The following is a 16,961-nucleotide window of genomic DNA, read 5'->3' on the forward strand; positions in this document are numbered from 1 at the left end:
TGCCGCCTTCCTGCAGCCGGGTGGTGCTCGGTCCCAGGGTTGCACATTCCGTACGCCCACTTCTATGGTCAGACCACATGCAAGGCAAGACCAGATGCAGTTCAGGTCGTGGAACGAGGTGTGGACACGGTGGGTGAGAGCGGCGGCGAACCGATCCGGGTGATGCTGGCCAAGATCGGCCTGGACGGCCATGACCGGGGTGTGAAGGTTGTCGCGCGGACCCTGCGCGACGCGGGCATGGAGGTGATCTACACCGGGCTGCACCGCAGCCCCGAGCAGGTGCTGGAAGCAGCCGTTCAGGAGGACGTCGACGTGCTCGGCGTCAGCCTGCTCTCCGGTGCGCACATGCCGATCTTCACCCGCATCTTCGAGTTGATCGACGCGATGCCCGACCGGCCCGGGTTCGCGATCGTCGCCGGCGGCGTGATGCCGGACGAGGACGAGGAGGCGCTCAAGAAGATGGGCGTCGCCGACGTGCTCGGCCAGGACACCACCCCGGAGACGATCGTCGAGCGCGTCCGCGCGCTGGCCGGCGTCGCAGAGGAGGCGTGATGGACGCGCAGAACCCGATGGACTCCGGCCACGGAACCTCGATGGAACAGTGGAGCTGGCCGCCTCGCTACGACGAGACCTACCGCCCGCCGTCCGGGCAGACGCACTGGTTCCCGCGGCGGGAGACGATGCCCGCCGGTGAGCGCGACGAGGCGATCCTGGCGCGCATCCGCGAGGTGATGGCCTACGCGTGGGACCACGCGCCGTTCTACCGGCGCAAGTGGGAGGAGGCGGGGATCCACCCGTCGGCCATCCGCGACCTGGCGGACTTCGAGAAGGTTCCCGTGGTGCGCAAGGAAGAGCTGCGCGCCGACCAGGCGGCCCACGAGCCGTTCGGCAGCTACCTCGCCGTGCACCCGAGCGAGGTCAAGCACGTGAACGGCACCTCGGGCACCACCGGCCGCCCGACCGCGTTCGGCATCGGTGAGCGCGACTGGCGCAGCGTCGCCAACGCCCACGCCCGCGTGATGTGGGGGATGGGCATCCGCGAGCACGACACGGTGCTGGTCGCCTCGCCGCTGAGCCTGTACTGGGGTTCGTGGGGCGCCTACATCGGCGCGGAACGCCTGGGCGCGCGCGTGTTCCCGTTCGGCGCCGGCACACCCGGGCAGACCGCCCGCACGGTCATGTGGATGAAGCAGATGGGCGTGACCGTGTTCTACGGGACGCCCTCGTACGCGCTGCACCTGGCCGAGGTCGCCGCCGACGAGGGCGTCAACCCCGCGGATCTGGGGCTGCGCAAGCTGTTCTTCTCCGGCGAGCCCGGCGCGAGCGTGCCGACGATCCGCGGCCGCATCGAAGAAGCCTTCGGCGCGCAGGTCTACGACTCGGGCAGCATGGCCGAGGTCAGCCCGTGGATGCACCTGGGCGCCGCGAACCACGAGCCGGGTGTCTTCGCCTGGCAGGACCTCGTCTACACCGAGGTGTGCGACCCCGTCGACCACCACCGCGTGGACTACGGCCGCGAGGGCACGCCCGTCTACACCACGCTCGAGCGCACCAGCCAGCCGATGATCCGCCTGCTGTCCAACGACCTCACGCGCTGGGAAGCGCCCTCGGCCGACCGCGGCCGCACGTACCCGTTCCTGCCGCAGGGCATCTACGGGCGCATCGACGACATGTTCACCGTGCGCGGCGAGAACGTGTACCCGAGCGCGATCGACGACGTGGTGATGGCCGCGGAGGGCTACGGCGGCGAGCACCGGATCGTGATCAGCCGCAAGGCCACGATGGACACCCTCGCGGTGCAGGTGGAGCACCGCGGCGTCGCGGAGTCCACTCTGGACGGCTGGGCCCGCGCCATCGAGGACCAGCTGCGCCGCGCGCTCGGCGTCGGCGCGCATGTGGTCCCGGTGGAGTACAAGACGTTCGACCGCACCGAGTTCAAGGCGCGGCGGGTGATCGACGACCGCGACCTGCTGCGCCGCCTCGGAAGTGGGTCGTGAAGACGCCGGGCGATGTCGTCGGGCGGGTGCTCGCGGGGGAGCACCCGGCCATCGCGCGGATGGTCACGTTCGTGGAGCGGCGCACCGCCGGCGTCGACGAAGCGCTCGCCGAGCTGCACGGCAAGGCGGGCAACGCCCACGTGCTCGGCCTGACCGGGCCGCCGGGCAGCGGCAAGAGCACGCTGGTGAAGGCGCTGACCGAGTTCTACCGCAAGCAGAACAAGACCGTCGGTGTGCTGGCCGTGGACCCGTCCAGCGTGTTCAGCGGCGGCGCGATCCTCGGCGACCGCATCCGGATGACCGGCCTCGCGGGGGACGACGGGGTGTTCATCCGCTCCGTCGCCACCCGCGGTGCGCTCGGCGGGCTCTCCCGCGCGACGCTCGACGCGATCACCGTGCTCGACGCCGCGGGCAAGGACGTGGTGGTGCTCGAGACCGTCGGCGTCGGGCAGGCGGAGGTCGACGTGATCAGCGCGGCGCAGACCGTGGCCGTGGTGAGCGTGCCGGGCATGGGCGACGACGTGCAGGCGATCAAGGCCGGCCTGCTGGAGATCGCCGACGTGCACGTGGTGAACAAGGCCGACCGCGAAGGCGCGGCCAAGACCGTGGCCGAGCTGCGCGACATGCTCCGGCTTTCGCACCGCGAGCCGCACCAGTGGAACGTGCCGATCCAGCAGACCGTCGCCGCCACCGGCGACGGCGTGCCCGAGCTCGCCGAGCGGTTCGCCGCGCACCTGGCGTGGATGACCGAGCACGGCGAACGCGAGCGGCGCGCCCGGCGCAACAGCGCGACCCGCATCCGGTGGGTGGCCGAACAGCTCGTGCTCGACGGCCTGCGCCCCGGTGTTCCCGCGTTCGACCAGGCGGTGGACGACGTGACCGCGCGGCGCGAGGACCCGCTTTCCGCCGCGCGCCGCCTGGCCGGGCGCCCGGGTGTGACGACTGACGAGGAGGAACTGTGGTGAACGAGCACGACCCGGCCCCGGCCGAACGGGCACTGACGACCGAGGCGCTCGTCGAGGCGGTCACGCGCGAGCTCGCCGGCTGGGAGGGCGACGAGCTCGCGGCGTTCGTCAACCGCCAGCCCGAGTCGCGTGAGGTCTACAAGTCCGGCAGCGGGATGGAGGTGCAGCGCGTCTACACGCCCGCCGACCTGCCCGGCGACTGGCACGACATCGGCCTGCCCGGCCGCTATCCGTACACGCGCGGCCCGTACCCGACGATGTACCGCGGCCGCACCTGGACCATGCGCCAGATCGCGGGCTTCGGTCAGGCCGAGGAGACGAACAAGCGCTTCCAGTACCTGATCGCGCAGGGGCAGACCGGCCTGTCCGTCGACTTCGACATGCCGACGCTCATGGGCCTGGACAGCGACGACCCGATGAGCCTCGGCGAGGTCGGCCGCGAGGGCGTCGCGATCGACACGCTGCCCGACATGGAGGCACTGTTCGACGGCATCGACCTCGAGAAGATCAGCGTGTCGATGACGATCAACCCGTCGGCGTGGATCCTGCTCGCGATGTACGTGGCCGTGGCCGAACAGCGCGGCTACGACCTGAACAAGCTCTCCGGGACGATCCAGAACGACATCCTCAAGGAGTACGTGGCGCAGAAGGAATGGGTGTTCCCGGTCCGGCCGAGCATGCGGATCGTGCGCGACACGGTCGTGTACGCCAGCGAGCACATGGCGCGCTACAACCCCGTCAACATCTCCGGCTACCACATCAGCGAGGCCGGGGCGAACGCGCTGCAGGAGATCGCGTTCACGATGGCGATCACGAAGGCCTACGTGGAGGACGTCGTCGCCACCGGGGTCGACGTGGACCGGTTCGCGTCGCGGCTGTCGTTCTTCTTCGTCAGCCAGGCGGACCTCTTCGAGGAGGTCGCGAAGTTCCGCGCGGTGCGGCGGTTCTACGCGAAGATGATGAAGGAGACCTTCGGCGCCGAGAACCCGCAATCGATGCGGCTCCGCTTCCACGCGCAGACGGCGGCGGCCACGCTCACGAAACCCCAGCCGCTCAACAACATCATCCGCACCGCCCTGCAGGCCCTCTCGGCCGTGCTCGGCGGTGCGCAGTCCTTGCACACCAACGGTCTCGACGAGGCGTACACGATCCCGAGCGAGCAGGCGATGAAGGTCGCGCTGCGCACCCAGCAGATCATCGCCCACGAAACCGGCGTGCCGAACGTGATCGACCCGCTCGGCGGCTCGTACTACGTGGAGAACCTGACCGATCGCCTCGAACAGGGCATCCACGACTACTTCACGAAGATCGAAGAGCTCGGCGGCGTGGTGGCCGCGATCGAACAGGGCTTCTTCCAGCGCGAGATCTCGGACACCGCCTACGACTACGCGCGCCGCAAGGCCAGCGGCGACCGGCCCGTGATCGGCGTGAACTCCTACGTCGACGACGGCGAAGGCGAGAAGATCGAGACCCACAAGCTCGATCCGGAGTCCGAAGCCCGGCAGCTCTCGCGCCTCAAGCAGGTGCGGGCCGACCGGGATCAGGACCGGGCGAAGGCGGCGATGGAGCACCTGCTCGCCGTGGCGGCCGATCCGGCGGCGAACCTCATGCCCGCCACGATCGAGGCCGTGAAGGCACACCTGTCCATGGGAGAGATCACCGGCGCGCTGCGTGATGTCTTCGGCTCCTACACCGAGACCCCGGTGTTCTGACGAGCCCAGCCCCAGTCCCCACCCCCTCTCAACGACGAGAGTCCCGGAGGTGACCTGTGTACACACAGGTTCCCGCGCCACTGGGCGGCAGCCTCGGCTGGTCCGCCCTCGTGTCCGCCCTGCCCCTGCTGGTGTTGTTCGTGCTGCTGGGCGTGTTCCGCGTCCGCGCCTGGCTGGCCTCGGTGATCGCGCTCGTGCTGTCGATCGTGGTCGCCATCGCGGTCTACGGCATGCCCGCCGGACCGGCCTTCGACTCCGCGCTCGAAGGCGCGGCGTTCGGCCTGTTCCCGGCGTTGTGGATCGTGCTCAACTCCCTGTGGATCTACCAGATGACCAAGGTGTCCGGGCACTTCGACGTGCTGCGGCGCACCTTCGCGAAGATCAGCGACGACCAGCGGGTGCAAGGCGTGATCATCGCGTTCTCGTTCGGCGCGCTGCTGGAGGCGCTCGCCGGCTTCGGCGCGCCGGTGGCGATCTGCTCGGTGATGCTGGTGGCTGTCGGGCTGAAACCGCTGAAGGCGGCGACGGTCGCGCTGATCGCCAACACCGCGCCGGTCGCGTACGGCGCCGTGGCGCTGCCCGTGATCACGCTCGCGAAGGTGACCGGGCTGCCGCTGGACGACCTCGCGGCCATGACCGGGCGGCAGGTGCCGATCCTCGCGCTGATCGTGCCACTGGTGCTGATGATCGTGCTTGACGGGCGGCGCGGGCTGCGGCAGGCGTGGCCGGCCGCGCTCGTGTGCGGCGTGAGCTTCGCCGTGGTCCAGTACCTGATGGCGAACTTCGGCCCGGTGCAGCTCACGGACATCGCGGCTTCGCTCGTGTCCGCCGCGGCCGTGCTGGTGCTGCTGCGGTTCTGGCGGCCGAAGCCCGCCGAGGCGCCGGACCGCGCGCCCGGCGACGGTGGCACGGGGCGCGCGCCGGTTTCCGGTGGCAGCGGAGTGGCCGCGGCGACGGCGGTGCGGGAGCGGACGGTGGTCGACTCGCGCGTCGAGCAGGTCCGGTCGTTCGCGCCGTACGCGACGATCATCGTGCTGTTCTCGATCGCCGCGATCCCGGTGGTGGCCGCGGCACTGGCCACGACGACGAAGACGTTCAGCTGGCCCGGCCTGCACATCGCGACCTCGGAAGGCAAGCCGCTGAGCCTGGTGTCGTTCAAGTTCGACTGGCTCGCCGACAGTGGCACCGTGCTGTTCATCGCCGGTGTCGTGTCCGCGTTCCTGCTGAAAGTGCCGCTGTGGCAGGCGATCCGCGCCTACGCGCAGACGATCGTGCAGCTGTGGACCGCCGGGCTGACGGTGATGGCGGTGCTGGCGCTGGCGTACGTGATGAACATGTCGGGCCAGACGGCCACGCTCGGGCTGTTCCTCGCCGGCGCCGGCGGGTTGTTCGCCCTGCTCTCGCCGCTGCTGGGCTGGTTCGGCACGGCGGTGACGGGTTCGGACACGTCGTCGAACTCGCTGTTCGGGGCGCTGCAGGTGGCGGCCGCGCACGGCGCGCAGCTGCAGCCGGTGCTGATGGCGGCGGCGAACAGCAGCGGCGGTGTCCTCGGGAAGATGATCAGCCCGCAGAACCTCGCGATCGGTGCCGGCGCCGTCGGGCTCGCGGGCAAGGAGGGCCTGCTGTTCCGGCGGGTGCTCGCGGCGTCGGCGGTGTTCGTGCCGCTGATGTGCGTGCTGGTGTACCTGCAGTCCACTCCGGTGCTGTCGTGGATGGTGCCGTGACCGCGCGCGACGCCGTCGAAGAAGCCAATGCGGCCATCGGCGCTGCGGTGTCCACGTGCACGTTGCCGGCCGAGGACGAAGCGGTGCTGCTCGACGTCCAGTACGAGCTGCTCGAACTGGCCGACGCGCTCGCGGCCGGGACATCGGCGCCCGAGCTGCCCCGGCTGTGGCGGGCGGCTCGGGACCTCGGTCCCGTGGTGGTGCCGCGCGGGTTCGAGGTGCTCGGCGGGCTGAGCGCCGCGGCCGGGCTGCTGAAACTTGCGCGGGCGGTGTCGAGGCGGGCGGCGCGGGAGGCCCCGGCCGACGCGGTGGTGGTGCTCGACCGGCTGGGTGACGTCCTGCTCGCGATCGCGTTCCGCGCGGAGGAGCGCGAACGGTCACTCGGGTACGCCGGATCGTGTGCCGACTAGTGTGGTCATACCAACAAAGAGGTCATATTGACACTGGCTGCGAGCTCCGATTACCTTGAGTGAGCACTACGCGGTGCAGAGGAACTCCGGTGAGATTCCGGGCCGGTCGCGCCACTGTGATCGGACCCCGCCCGGCGGGGTTCGCAGGCAGACCCTCTCGCCGCGTCCATCCTTGACCGGGTCGCACGAACCCGAGGAGGAGCGTGAGCACAGTGATGTCGAGGTCGACGTCGAGGAACCGGTCATGACGACCGAGGCGGCCTGGGAGCCGGTGCGCCGCGTGCGGATGCACGAACAGGTGCTGGCGCAGATCGAGGAGAAGATCCTCGACGGCAGCCTGCGCGCGGGGGAGAAGCTCCCCAGCGAACGCGAGCTCGTCAGCGCGCTGGGGGTGAGCCGGACCAGCGTCCGCGAAGCCCTGCGCGCGCTCGAGGCCATGGGGATCATCGAGGCCCGCACGGGTTCGGGCGCCGACGCGGGCTCGGTCGTCACGGCGCGCTCGACGCCGGCGCTGACCAACCTGCTGCGGCTGCACCTCGCGCTCGCGCGGATCAGCCTGGCCGATCTGGTCGAGACGCGCGTGCAGCTCGAACGCAACGCCGCCCGGGGCGCGGCGGCAACCCGCACCCCCGAGGACGTCGCCCGGCTTGCCGAGCTGGTCGAAGGCATGCGCGCGGCGGACCAGGAGTACCAGCAGTTCAACGCGCTGGACACCGAGTTCCACGTGAGCATCGCGCGGATCTCGGGCAACGCGCTGGCCACCGACCTCATGCAGGCCTTGCGGGGTGCCGTCGAATCCGAGATGGCCGCGGCGTTCGCGCGCCTGCCCGACTGGCGCGCCGTCGCGGCCGACCTGGTGACCGAGCACGCGCAGATCCTGCGCGCCATCGAGGCGGGCGACGGGGATCGCGCGGCCGAGCTCGTGGCCGACCACATCACGCGCTTCTACACCGATCGTGTGCTCAACCCCTGACACTGTGCCCCGCGGCTGACACTGCGCCGTCGCGGGAATGGATGGCGCGTGATCGCGCCGCCGACGGCTCCGGAGTGCTGTTCAAGCTGTCACCGCGCTCAGGCTGCCACTGTGCCCGGCATCGACTACACTCATTTGCCACGTTTTCCCGAGAGGGAGGAGTCGGCGATGAGCGACTTCCTCACTTCACAACACAGCAGGCGGGACGTGCTGCGCGCGGCCGCCGCCATCACGTTGGGTTCGGTGGCGCTGGGCGCCTGCGCCTCCGAGGAGGACACCGGGGGGACCACCGGTGGCCGGGCCCCGCAGGAGACCTTCAGCGAACCGTCCACAAAGCTGTCCGGTGACCTGAAAATCCTTCTCTGGAGCCACTTCGTGCCGAGTCATGACGTGTGGTTCGACCGATTCGCGCGGGACTGGGGTTCCCGGACCGGTGTCAACGTGACCGTCGACCACATCGACCAGGCGCAGATCCCCACCCGGATCGCGGCCGAGATCCAGGCTCGACAGGGCCACGACCTCATTCAGTACATCGCGACGCTGTCCCAGTTCGAGCCGAGCGTGCTCGACCAGCGGGATCTGGTCAGCGAAGCGACCAGGCGCTGGGGACGGCAGCTCCCGCTGTGCGAGAAGTCCAGTCTCAACCCCGCCACGGGCAAGTTCTACGCGTACTCACCCGGCTGGGTACCCGACCCGGGCAACTACCGCAGGTCGCTGTGGGAGGCCGTCGGCATGCCGAACGGCCCCACCACGTGGGACGAGCTCCTCACGGGCGCGGCGCAGATCAAGAACAGCAAGGGTGTCCCGCTCGGTCTCGGCATGTCGCAGGAGATCGACTCCAACATGGTGCTGCGAGCCCTGATGTGGTCCTTCGGGGCGTCCGAGCAGGATGCGAACGAGCGCGTCACGATCAACTCGCCGGAAACGATCGCTGCCGTGGAGTACATGACGAAGCTCTACCAGCAGGCGATGACGCCCGAGGTGTTCTCCTGGAACGCCGCGAGCAACAACCAGGGCCTGGTCGCGGGCAAGATGTCCTACATCGTCAACTCGATTTCGGCCTGGCGGACGGCCGCCGGGTCGAACCCCACCGTCGCCGACGACACGTTCTTCGTCCCGGCGCTGCGCGGACCGGAGACCGCGCTGGCCGCGCAGCACGTTCTGTACAACTGGATCATCCCGCAGCACGCCACCGGTGCGCCGGCGGCCAAGGAGTTCCTGCTCCACTACACCGCCAATTTCGCCTCGGCGACCTACCAGTCGAAGTTGTACGACTTCTCTGCTTGGTCCCAGCTGGCCCCCGAGCTGCCGAACTGGCTCGCGAACGACCCGTTCGGCTCCCGGCCGCCGGACAAGCTGAAGCTCCTCGCCGACGCCGTCCCGTGGAGCGCCAACATCGGTCATCCGGGGCCGGCCAGCACGGCCATCGGAGAGGTGTTCAGCACCTTCGTCATCCCCAACATGTTCGCCAGGGCGGTGCGCGGCGAAGCCACCCCGCAACAATCGGTCGCCGAGGCGGAGGGACAGATCAACGCGGTCTTCGCCAAGTGGCGCGCTGCCGGGCTCGTCGGCGGCTGAGTGCGATGGCGGTCGTCGAGGTTCGCGACCTGGTGAAGCGGTTCGATGGCGGGCGGGTACCCGCCATCGACCGGGTGAGCCTGGCCGCCGCGGCCGGGGAGTACCTGGTGCTGCTGGGCCCGTCGGGCTGCGGCAAGACGACCCTGTTGCGCACCATCGCCGGGCTGGAACAGCCGACCAGCGGCGACGTGCTGATCGGCGGGCACGTGGTGACCGGGCTGCCGCCCCGGGCGCGCCAGATCGCGATGGTGTTCCAGAGTTACGCGCTCTACCCGCACAAGACCGTGCTGGCCAACATCGTGTTCCCGCTCCGGGCCGTGGGCATGGCCAAGGAGGAACGCGAGCGAAAAGCCCGCTGGGCGGCCGAGCTCTTGGGCCTCGACCCGCTGCTGCACCGCAAACCGCGGCAGCTCTCCGGCGGCGAAAGGCAGCGGGTGGCACTCGCCAGGGCACTCGTGCGCGACCCCCAGGTGTTCCTCCTCGACGAGCCGTTGTCCAATTTGGATGCGAAGCTGCGGGCCAGCGCCCGGGACGAGCTCAAGCGGTTCCAGCAGGACGTGGGAACCACGACGATCTACGTGACTCACGACCAGGCCGAGGCGATGGGGCTGGGCGACCGGATCGCCGTGCTCAACGCGGGCCAGGTCCACCAGGCCGGCCCGCCGGTGGAGGTCTACGACAACCCGGCCGACACCTTCGTGGCGACCTTCATCGGCTCGCCACCGATGAACCTGATCCCGCACGACGGCAACCTGGTCGGATTCCGCCCCGAGCACCTGCTGCCGGTCGAGAACGTCCCGGCCGGCGAACGGGTCACCATGCCGCTCGCCGTGGAGCGGCTCGAATACCTCTCCGGCGACCGGCACGTGTATGGCACGGTGTCGCGGATCGGGGAGCCCACCCGGGTCGTCGCCCGGCTCCCGGCCACAGTGGACACCGCGATCGCGGCGGGCGAGACACACGATTTCGCTGTGCCCGGCACGCGCCTGCGGTTCTTCGACTCCGACAGCGGACAACGCTCCGAGCCGGTCCGCCTGGACAGTGGGTGAGATGGCCACCACCACCGACGCGGCCACCACCCCCGCGACCGCCCCGGCGCGGCGCCGGCTGGCGGACCGCGACGGCCTGCTGGCGTGGGGTTTCCTGCTGCCCAGCGTCGTCTACATCGTCGCGCTGGTCGGTGTTCCGTTCGTCCTCGCCATCGCGTTCGCGTTCTCGGACGTGACGGCCGGTGACCCCTCGTTCGATTTCGTCGGCGTCCGCAACTTCGCCCGGGTCTTCGACGACCCCGTGTTCTGGCGGTCATTGGGCAACACGTTCGTGTTCACCCTGATCTCGATGGTCCTGATCGTGGTGCTGGGCAAGGTGCTCGCCAACATCCTCATCGCGGACTTCCGCGGCAAATGGCTGGTCCGTTTCCTGGTCCTGCTGGCGTGGACGACGCCGGTGGCCCTGTCGTCGATCTCGTGGCTCTGGCTGCTGGATTCCGTCTATTCGCCGATCGACTGGATGCTGCGGCAGTTCGGCGCGCTCGGTCCGGCGGAGAACGTGTACTGGCTCGGCCGGCCCGGCCTGTCGATGGCCTCGGTGATCGCAGTCCACGTCTGGCGGCTGACCCCGCTCGCCGCGGTGATCATGATGGCCGGGTTGATGGCCATTCCGAAGGACATCGACGAGGCCGCGCGGGTCGACGGGGCGGGGTACTGGCGCCGGATGTTCGAGATCACCATCCCGCTCGTCCTCCCGGTGGCGGCGGTCGCCGCGTTGTTCGGCGCGATCTTCACGTTCACCGACATGGCCGTGGTCCGCGTGCTCACCCGTGGCGGACCGAACGACGCCACGCAGGTGCTCGCCAGCTGGGCCTTCTACCGCGGCATCGACGGCGGCGACGTGGCCCAGGGTGCCGTCATCGCGCTGTTCCTGTTCCCGCTGTTGCTCGCCGCGGCGGTGCTCATCCTGCGTGTGGTGCGCCGGATCGAGGTCCGATGACCACGGCCGAGGAAGCCGGCCGGCTGCGGCGGCGATACGCCAGGCGGCACGTGCTCGCCCGGGTCGGCCTGTACCTGACGGCGATCGCGGCGGCGCTGATCTGCGCGGCGCCCTTCCTGTGGAGCCTGATCACGGCGTTCAAGCAGAACCGGGACCTGTACAACCCTCAGAACAACCCGTTCGTGTTCAACCGGCCGCCCACCTCGGACCACGTCGGCTACTTGTTCACCGACACCGAGTTCCTGACCTTCGTGGCCAACACCCTGCTCGTCGGGATCCTGGTCGTGCTGATCACGCTCGCTCTCGGCCTGCCCGCCGCGTATGCGCTGGCCCGGCTGGATCGACCGTGGTCCGGGCCCATGGCGATCGGCATCTTCCTCGTTTACCTCGTGCCGCCCAGCCTGCTGTTCCTCGCGCTTTCGCGGATCGTGGTGGCCGTCGGGCTCCAGGACTCGACGTGGTCGCTGGTCCTGATCTACCCGACCATCACCATTCCGGTCTCGGTCTGGCTGCTCATGGGATTCCTCAAGAACATCCCGAAGGACATCGAGGAACAGGCCATGGTCGACGGCTACAGCCGGGTGGGTGCGTTCGTACGGGCCGTCCTGCCACTGGCGTACCCCGGCATCATCGCGGTGGTCGTGTTCGCTTTCACCCTGACCGCGAGCGAGTTCATCTACGCACTCGCCTTCGTCGCCCCGACGGACCAGATGTCGGTCAGCATCGGGGTGCCGACCCAGCTGGTGCGCGGCGACGTGTTCTTCTGGCAGTCGCTGCAGGGCGCCACGGTGCTGGTGGCCGTGCCGATCGCACTGGTGTTCACCTGGTTCCTGGACCGGTTCGTCAGCGGATTCACGATGGGCGCGGTCAAGGAATGAGCAGCGGAGTGGCTTCCTGACCGAGCACCGCCACCGGGTCGGTCGCGGGCCGTGCACGTGTCGGGATCGTGTCGATGCTTCGAGCTCGACGGCCGCCTAGGCTGGGCGACGGAGATCACCGACCCCGGGAGTACGCAGACATGGCTGACGAGCCCACCGCGCTGGCCGCCTTCGGATACGAGCTCGGCGTGCTCAAACGCATCCGCCGCAGCGGCTGGTGGCAGGCCGGCGTGCGGGATCCGGAGTCCGTGGCCGAGCACAGCCTGCGGGCGGCTCAGCTCGCGGCGCTGCTGGCCGCGGAGGAAGGCGCGTCTGCGGAGCGCGCGGCGTTTCTGGCGTTGTGGCACGACACGCAGGAGACCCGGACGGGTGATCTGCCGCATTCGGCCGGGCCGTATCTGGTGAAGCCGGACCCGCGGGCGATCACGGCGGACCAGACGGCCGCGCTGCCGTCGCGCTCGCGGGTGGTGGTGCGTGAGGCCGTCGACGAGTACGAGGCGCGGGAGTCCGCTGAGGCGCGTTGTGCGAAGGACGCCGACAAGCTCGAAATGCTCCTGCAGGCGCTGGAGTACCGGTCGTCGGGTGTGTCCACAGTGGACGAGTGGGTCGACTCCGCGTGCGCCGGTCTGTTCACGGAGACGGCGCGCCGCCTCGCCGCTGCCGCGCTGGCGTTGTCGCCGCTGGCGTGGCGCACCATGTGATCCTGTTGGTTGGAAACTCGCCGGCCGGGGAATTCTTCCGGTGACTGACGGGAGGCAGAACGATGAAGTGGAGGATCACGGCAGCCTTGGCGGGCGCGGCGGCGGTCGCGGCCACGATCGGTTTCGCCGACAGCGCGAACGCGGCCACCGCGCCGTGCGGTGCCCAGGCGAAAGCCTGCGTGCAGCTGCACACCGGCACGGCCTGGCTGATGGACGACGGGAAGGTGGTCCGCGGCGGTGTGCCCATCACGGTGGGCAAACCCGCGTACCCGACGCCGGCCGGCACGTTCCACGTGCAGTACAAGGACATCGACCACTACAGCAAGCAGTTCAACGGGCCCATGCCGTACTCGGTCTTCTTCACGACCACCGGCGTGGCGTTCCACCAGGGCAGCCTGAAGGTGCAGTCGCACGGCTGCGTCCACCTGTCCCACGCCGACGCGGTGGCGTTCTACAACGCACTCCACCCGGGTGACGTGGTCCAGGTGGTCCAGTAGCGAAGTACGGCGGTCGGCGGGGTGGGGAGGTTCCCGCCCCGCGTGGTCGTGGTGGTCTGGACCCCCGTGCTGGCAGGATGGCCGGGTGACGGTGGGGCAGGGGGAGCGGCTCGGCCCGGACTTCGCACGCGTCTGGGCGGCCGCGTCGGTGTCCGTGGTGGGCGACGGGGTGCGGGTGGCGGTGCTGCCGCTGCTCGCGGTGGCCGGGTCGCCGACGGCGGGGGCCGTGAGCGCGGTCGCGGTCGCCGGATCGCTGCCGTGGCTGGTGTTCTCGTTGTTCGGCGGCGCGCTGGCCGATCGCCACGACCGCAGGACACTGATGTGGCGCACGGACGCGGTGCGGGTCGTCCTCTTGGCGGCCGCCGCGGGGTGGGTTTTCCTGGCCACGCCGCCGGTCGGGGTGCTGGTGGCGCTGGCGTTCGCGCTGGGGTGCGCGGAGACGGTGTTCGACAATGCGTCCACGGCGATGCTGCCCGACATCGTTGCGCCCGCAAGGCTTGACGTGGCGAACGGCCGCCTGCAGGGCAGCCAGGTGATCGGGTTGCAGTTCGTCGGGCCGCCGTTGGGGGCGGCGTTGTTCGCGGCCTCGGCTGGGACACCGCTAGTGGTGGACGCGGCGTCGTTCGCGCTGGCGGCGCTGCTGATGTGGTTCGTGCGGGCGCGGCCCGCGGTGCCGGCGCGCTCAGGCCGCTCGATGCGCGCGGACATCGCCGAAGGCGTGCGCTGGCTCTGGGGTCACCACGGGCTGCGGCTGCTCGCGTTCGAGCTGGGGTTGGCCGCGCTGGCGGTGCAGCTGGCGACGTCGGTGCTGGTGCTGCTCGTCGTCCGGACGCTGCACGCGCCGGAGTTCGCCTACGGCCTGGTCCTCGCGTCGGGCGCCGCCGGTGGCGTGCTGGGGTCGTTCGGCGCGGGGCCGCTGAAGCGCCTGGTGCCGCTCGGCGCGCGCATCGGCCTCGCGATCACGGCCATCGGCACCGCCCTGGTGGTGACTTCGTTCGCGACGTCCGTGGTGCTCGTGGGCGGGATGTACGCACTGGGCAGTTTCGGCATCGTCGTCTGGAACGTGCAGGCCGTGTCGGTGCGCCAGCGCCTGGTCCCGCGCGAGCTGCGCGGCCGCGTGAGCAGCGCCTACCGCCTCATCGGCTGGGGCGGCATCCCCCTCGGCGCGGCCCTGGGCGGCGTTCTGGGCACCGCGGCGGGCGTCCGCACCCCGATCCTGGTGGGTGGCTGCCTCGTGCTTGCGTCGCTGGTCCTGGTGCCTCGGCTGGGAAAGCTGGAGCAGGACGCTCGCTAGGCTCGCCGGCATGGACCTCACCGTGCGATACGGGCCGGAATCCGACCAGCTCGCCGACGTGTTCTTCCCCGCCGCCGCTCCCGCGCCCCTCGTTCTCGTGCTGCACGGCGGATCCTGGAGCGTCGACGTCGACCGCGGCTACCTCGAACCGCTCGCTCGGGCGTTGCCGCGCCACGGGTTCGCCGTGGCCAACGTGGAGTACCGCCGGCCCGGCGGCGGTGGCGGCTGGCCCGCGACCTTCGCCGACACCGGCCTCGCCGTGGACACGCTGCCGGGCCTGATCGAGCGCACGGCGCCGGGCCGGATCGACCCGGCCCGGCTGGTGGTGCTGGGACACTCGGCCGGCGGCACGCTCGCGCTGTGGGCCGCCCACGGGCCCGGCGCGCCCGCGGTCGTCGCGCTCGCTCCCGTGGCCGCGCTGGCCGACGCCCACCGCCGTGACCCCGGAGGTCCCGTCGACCGGCTGCTGGGCGGCGGACCGGAGGACGTACCGGAGCGCTACGCCCAGTCCGATCCCGCCGCGCTCGGCACGCCGCCCGGGCCCGTGGTCGTCTTCCACGGAGAGCTCGACACCGCCCTGCCCGCGCAGCTGTCCCGCGACTACGCCGGCGCGACCGGCGCGGAGCTGGTGCTGGTGCCCGGCGCCGGGCACCTGGACGTGGTCGTGGCGGGCGGACCGGCATGGCCGGCGCTGGTCGGCACCCTCGCCGAACTGTCCACAGTGGAACTCGAGCACACGCCGGTGCGGGCCGACGGCACCAGTCCGGAGGACCTCGCGCCACCGGGGTGAGCGGAGGTGTTAGCCACGCTAAGGGATCCCCTCACAGAACGCCGCTGGTCGCCGCAGCGGCGTGAACCTAGCGTCGACGGTGGCCCTGATCCCCGACGACGCCAAGGAGAACCCCCGTGGACGCCGGCACCCCCTCCATGATCCTTACGGCCGCGCTGATGCACGGCCTCGGCATGCACACCGGCGCGTGGATGGCGCGCGAAGGCGATGCCGGTGACCACCTGACGCCCGCGCTGTACAAGGACATCGCCCGCACGGCCGAGGCCGGGAAGCTGCACGCGATCTTCCTCGCCGAGCAGATGACGAACCAGGAGGTCGGCACCGAGCGCCCGTGCGGCGCGCTCGACACCGTCACCGTGCTGTCGCTGATGGCCGGGATCACCGACCGGATCGGCCTGGTCGGCACGGCGTCGACGACCTACAACCAGCCCTACGACCTGGCGCGGCGCTTCGCGACGCTGGACCACCTCAGCCAGGGCCGCGTCGGCTGGAACTCCATCGCCACGCAGAACCCGACCGTGATCGAGATGTTCGGCGGCGGCAGCCACCCCGACCACGCGGAACGCTACGCGCGCGCCGACGAGTTCATCGACGTGGTGCTCAAGCTGTGGGACAGCTGGGAGAAGGGCGCACTCGTCGGCGACAAGGAGGCCGGGGTGTTCGCCGACCCCGACCTGGTGCACGAGATCAACCACGTCGGCGAGTACTTCTCGGTGAAGGGCCCGATGCCGTTCGCGCGCTCGCCGCAGGGCCGCCCGGTGATCTTCCAGGCCGGCTCGTCCGACCGCGGCCGGGACCATGCGGCCAAGTACGCCGACGTGGTGTTCACCGCCCAGCACGTGCTCGAAGACGCCGTCGCGTTCCGCGAGGACATGCGCCGCCGTGCCGCGGACTACGGCCGCCATCCCGACAGCATCAAGATCCTGCCCGGCATGTCCGTGGTCCTCGGCGCCACCGAGAAGGACGCGCAGGAGCGCAAGCAGCTGATGGACGAGGTCTTCGGCGTGACCGCGAACATCAAGAAGCTCTCCAAGCGCGTCGGCCTGCCGGTCGAGGTGCTCGAGCTCGACGAGAAGTTCCCCGCGCACCTGCTCGGCCCCGACGAGGAGTTCACCGGTTCGATCGGGTTCCGCCGCAGCATCGTGAGCCTCGCGGTGAAGGAGGACCTCACCGTCCGTGAGCTCATCGGCAGTTACGGCGGCGGCCACCACCAGGTCGTCGGCACCGCGGAGCAGGTCGCCGACCGGATGCAGGAACGCCTGCTGGCCGGCGCGGCCGACGGCTTCACGCTGATGGTCGACATGCTGCCCTCGGGAGTGCACGACGCCGTCGGGATGCTGGTGCCGGAGCTGCAGCGGCGCGGCCTGTTCCACACCGACTACGAGCACGACACCCTGCGCGAGAGCCTGGGCCTGGCCGCCCCGTCGCTCGTCCCGGCCGGCTGAAGGAGCCG

16 protein-coding genes are annotated in these 16,961 nt (G+C 70.4%); all 16 read left to right on the forward strand.

The features are described 5' to 3' along the window. The first annotated feature begins 120 nt into the window (after positions 1 to 120). The 16 genes from AB0K15_RS10855 (at position 121) to AB0K15_RS10930 (ending at position 16,953) form a co-directional block, all read left to right on the forward strand. Positions 121 to 552, forward strand: coding sequence for a cobalamin B12-binding domain-containing protein (locus AB0K15_RS10855; protein ID WP_364048154.1), 432 nt, complete (start codon positions 121 to 123; stop codon positions 550 to 552). Next, positions 552 to 1,997: an AMP-binding protein gene (locus AB0K15_RS10860; protein ID WP_364048156.1), complete on the forward strand. Its 1,446-nt coding sequence runs from the start codon at positions 552 to 554 to the stop codon at positions 1,995 to 1,997. The genes AB0K15_RS10855 and AB0K15_RS10860 overlap by 1 nt, the downstream gene beginning before the upstream one ends. Beyond that, positions 1,994 to 2,962, forward strand: a complete 969-nt coding sequence (meaB, locus tag AB0K15_RS10865; protein WP_364048158.1) for a methylmalonyl Co-A mutase-associated GTPase MeaB — start codon at positions 1,994 to 1,996, stop codon at positions 2,960 to 2,962. The genes AB0K15_RS10860 and meaB overlap by 4 nt, the downstream gene beginning before the upstream one ends. Next, positions 2,959 to 4,674 (forward strand): methylmalonyl-CoA mutase family protein, encoded by a 1,716-nt coding sequence (locus AB0K15_RS10870; protein ID WP_364048159.1) that lies wholly within the window; start codon positions 2,959 to 2,961, stop codon positions 4,672 to 4,674. The genes meaB and AB0K15_RS10870 overlap by 4 nt, the downstream gene beginning before the upstream one ends. Positions 4,675 to 4,730: 56 nt before the next feature. Then, the gene (locus tag AB0K15_RS10875) at positions 4,731 to 6,398 is read left to right on the forward strand and encodes an L-lactate permease (protein ID WP_364048160.1); all 1,668 of its coding nucleotides are present in this window, start codon (positions 4,731 to 4,733) and stop codon (positions 6,396 to 6,398) included. Further along, on the forward strand, positions 6,395 to 6,808 hold the full coding sequence (locus tag AB0K15_RS10880) for a hypothetical protein (RefSeq protein WP_364048161.1): 414 nt from the start codon (positions 6,395 to 6,397) through the stop codon (positions 6,806 to 6,808). Before AB0K15_RS10875 ends, AB0K15_RS10880 begins: the two co-directional genes overlap by 4 nt. A gap of 244 nt (positions 6,809 to 7,052) precedes the next feature. Further along, entirely contained in the window at positions 7,053 to 7,781 is a 729-nt protein-coding gene (locus AB0K15_RS10885; RefSeq protein WP_364048162.1) for an FCD domain-containing protein, read from the forward strand. Between the two features lie 168 nt (positions 7,782 to 7,949). Then, positions 7,950 to 9,359, forward strand: a complete 1,410-nt coding sequence (locus tag AB0K15_RS10890) for an extracellular solute-binding protein (RefSeq protein WP_364048163.1) — start codon at positions 7,950 to 7,952, stop codon at positions 9,357 to 9,359. A gap of 32 nt (positions 9,360 to 9,391) precedes the next feature. After that, positions 9,392 to 10,408, forward strand: a complete 1,017-nt coding sequence (locus AB0K15_RS10895) for an ABC transporter ATP-binding protein (RefSeq protein ID WP_364048164.1) — start codon at positions 9,392 to 9,394, stop codon at positions 10,406 to 10,408. A 1-nt stretch (position 10,409) separates the two neighbouring features. Continuing rightward, the gene (locus AB0K15_RS10900; protein ID WP_364048165.1) at positions 10,410 to 11,348 is read left to right on the forward strand and encodes a sugar ABC transporter permease; all 939 of its coding nucleotides are present in this window, start codon (positions 10,410 to 10,412) and stop codon (positions 11,346 to 11,348) included. After that, positions 11,345 to 12,226 carry a carbohydrate ABC transporter permease gene (locus AB0K15_RS10905; protein WP_364048167.1) on the forward strand — a complete coding sequence of 294 codons (882 nt, stop codon included), beginning with the start codon at positions 11,345 to 11,347 and terminating at the stop codon, positions 12,224 to 12,226. Before AB0K15_RS10900 ends, AB0K15_RS10905 begins: the two co-directional genes overlap by 4 nt. A gap of 140 nt (positions 12,227 to 12,366) precedes the next feature. Further along, positions 12,367 to 12,927, forward strand: coding sequence for an HD domain-containing protein (locus AB0K15_RS10910; RefSeq protein WP_364048169.1), 561 nt, complete (start codon positions 12,367 to 12,369; stop codon positions 12,925 to 12,927). 62 nt (positions 12,928 to 12,989) lie between these two features. Next, a complete protein-coding gene (locus AB0K15_RS10915; RefSeq protein ID WP_364048171.1) occupies positions 12,990 to 13,424 on the forward strand; it encodes a L,D-transpeptidase in 435 nt (144 codons plus the stop codon). 85 nt (positions 13,425 to 13,509) lie between these two features. After that, positions 13,510 to 14,718, forward strand: a complete 1,209-nt coding sequence (locus AB0K15_RS10920) for an MFS transporter (protein WP_364048173.1) — start codon at positions 13,510 to 13,512, stop codon at positions 14,716 to 14,718. A 10-nt stretch (positions 14,719 to 14,728) separates the two neighbouring features. Beyond that, positions 14,729 to 15,508, forward strand: a complete 780-nt coding sequence (locus tag AB0K15_RS10925) for an alpha/beta hydrolase (RefSeq protein WP_364048175.1) — start codon at positions 14,729 to 14,731, stop codon at positions 15,506 to 15,508. Between the two features lie 116 nt (positions 15,509 to 15,624). Further along, positions 15,625 to 16,953 (forward strand): NtaA/DmoA family FMN-dependent monooxygenase, encoded by a 1,329-nt coding sequence (locus tag AB0K15_RS10930; protein WP_364048177.1) that lies wholly within the window; start codon positions 15,625 to 15,627, stop codon positions 16,951 to 16,953. Positions 16,954 to 16,961: the final 8 nt, after the last annotated feature.

Origin of the sequence: Amycolatopsis sp. NPDC049253 (assembly GCF_040678995.1) — a bacterium.
Classification (GTDB): domain Bacteria; phylum Actinomycetota; class Actinomycetes; order Mycobacteriales; family Pseudonocardiaceae; genus Amycolatopsis.

Bases quoted from the DNA above. Each gene is read 5' to 3' on its own strand.
- AB0K15_RS10925 (WP_364048175.1), top strand. From the start codon at position 14,729: ATGGACCTCACCGTGCGATACGGGCCGGAATCCGACCAGCTCGCCGAC.
- AB0K15_RS10890 (WP_364048163.1), top strand. From the start codon at position 7,950: ATGAGCGACTTCCTCACTTCACAACACAGCAGGCGGGACGTGCTGCGC.
- AB0K15_RS10915 (WP_364048171.1), top strand. From the start codon at position 12,990: ATGAAGTGGAGGATCACGGCAGCCTTGGCGGGCGCGGCGGCGGTCGCG.
- AB0K15_RS10905 (WP_364048167.1), top strand. From the start codon at position 11,345: ATGACCACGGCCGAGGAAGCCGGCCGGCTGCGGCGGCGATACGCCAGG.
- AB0K15_RS10860 (WP_364048156.1), top strand. From the start codon at position 552: ATGGACGCGCAGAACCCGATGGACTCCGGCCACGGAACCTCGATGGAA.
- AB0K15_RS10910 (WP_364048169.1), top strand. From the start codon at position 12,367: ATGGCTGACGAGCCCACCGCGCTGGCCGCCTTCGGATACGAGCTCGGC.
- AB0K15_RS10900 (WP_364048165.1), top strand. From the start codon at position 10,410: ATGGCCACCACCACCGACGCGGCCACCACCCCCGCGACCGCCCCGGCG.
- AB0K15_RS10885 (WP_364048162.1), top strand. From the start codon at position 7,053: ATGACGACCGAGGCGGCCTGGGAGCCGGTGCGCCGCGTGCGGATGCAC.